Annotated in this window: 1 protein-coding gene; it reads right to left on the bottom strand. The window is 64.5% G+C overall.

Going from position 1 to position 1,686, the window contains the following annotated elements; all coding sequences use genetic code 11:
* Positions 1–170 precede the first annotated feature (170 nt).
* A partial coding sequence (locus WCE35_RS19130) for a hypothetical protein (RefSeq protein ID WP_424594892.1) occupies positions 171–1,686 on the bottom strand: 1,516 nt, incomplete at its 5' end.

The following is a 1,686-nucleotide window of genomic DNA, read 5'->3' as shown; positions in this document are numbered from 1 at the left end:
CGCCATTGGGGTCGAAGCCGCCGCGGGCGGGGTCGAGCAACCATTTCTCGACCAGCTCCATGTCGTTGAGCGGCCCTTTGAGCTGCGTGAACCCGGGGTTGGGGTAGCGCGAGATACAGGTGAGGATGGCGAAATCGTCCTTGGCCATGCTTGGGCGTCCTCCCCCTAGACTAGAAGCCTGCCGTCAGGATCGAGCTTAGGCTGGTCAACGTCTGCTCGTCATCGTCGAAGTCACCGTGCGAGACCGAGGCGCTGCTCAAGCCGGGCCCGCCATCCGAGACGGACCACACGCTGCGCTGCTTGCCTGCAGCAAAAAACTCGCGCACCTGCTTCACGGCCGGGAAGCCGGCGGCATGGAACACCTCAGTGTCGGCCAAGTAGCGCTGCATGCCCAGGAGCGGTACGTCGACGTCGCCTTCGACAACGCCCGACACGAAGTACAGCAGCGAGCGCGGGTAGATGATGGACACCAGCCGATCCTGCTGCTCCACCGCGTCTTGCATCGCGAAGACGCGGAAGTTCGCGATGAGCGCACCATGCTGGGCCAGCACGTTGGTGAAGTCCTCGCACCGGCAGGCGGGCGCGAGCATGATCACGTCATAGCTCAGCGTCGGCGCGATCTCGGCCGAGCGGCTGATCCATTGGTCGATATAGAGCGCACCGGTGCTGTGGCCGATGAGCGTGATGCGCGGGGCCGGCTTGCCTTGCTGCAGCAGCTTCGCCCAAGTCTGCAGCACCACCTCGCCCGCGCCCTGGGCGTCGCCGAAGGCATCGGCCGTGTCCTTCTTCATCTGCCGCCAGACCACTTCGCCGACCTTAGCGAGGTAGGCCGCGCGCAGTACTTCCTCCACTACCGTGGTGTAGGCGCCGTGGTCGCGCTTCCCTAGGAAGCGATTTATCGAGGCCACCACCACTTTGGCGACGAACTTGGCCACGGTGAGCCAGGGAATGCCGCCGCGCGTCGCGCCTGTAGGGCCGGGCGGGAACATCTCGTCGATGGCCTTCTTGTCGATGATCAGCTTAACCGGTCGCGGCTCGATGCTCGCCCCGCGCGTCACAGCCGGCGAGACGCGGTTGGCTGCGACGAAGAGCCCGGCCATCGTCTCCTGGAACGTTGGATCGAGCTCGATCTCGGCTTCGATCTTGGCTGCCAGGTCGTCCTCGTCAGGCACCGCACCCTTGCTCACCTGGCCGTTGGGCGGCGATTGCTCCTTGAGCGGGGGCTCGGATGACTTGCCGGTGAAGTAGGCATCGAAGTCGGCGCGTAGCTGCGCCGCGTTCACTGCCTGCCCCGCGCCCCGCGTGGCGATGGCACTGGTTCCTTCCCGGAGCACCCATTCGCCGGCCTTCTTCACCAATTCTCGGAACACCTGGTCTTGAAGGATGTCCTTGAGGTTGTTGCGCAGGGTCTCGAGGATGCCACTCTCCCACACCGAGAACACTGGGTAGGTGGACGCGCTGCTGTAGCGCTCGCCCAGCCTTAGCGCGATGGCGTCGCCACTGGATTTGCTGACCAGACCACCGTGGAAATGCAGAACGACGCCGTTCCGCTTGTTCGCGGTGAAGGCTTGCTCGGCGATGCGTTGCGCATCGGCCACGCTGGTGACGTTGTCGCCCAGTCGGCCGCCCTTGGAATGGATGACACAGTCGCGTGCAATATCCATGTTGCCTCCCCAAGGCCAGATT

The sequence above is a fragment of the Bradyrhizobium sp. genome (genome assembly GCF_049691595.1).
Lineage (GTDB): Bacteria > Pseudomonadota > Alphaproteobacteria > Rhizobiales > Xanthobacteraceae > Bradyrhizobium.
The sequence above is the reverse complement of the archived record's forward strand: the minus strand, read 5'-3'. Positions and strand labels throughout refer to the sequence as shown.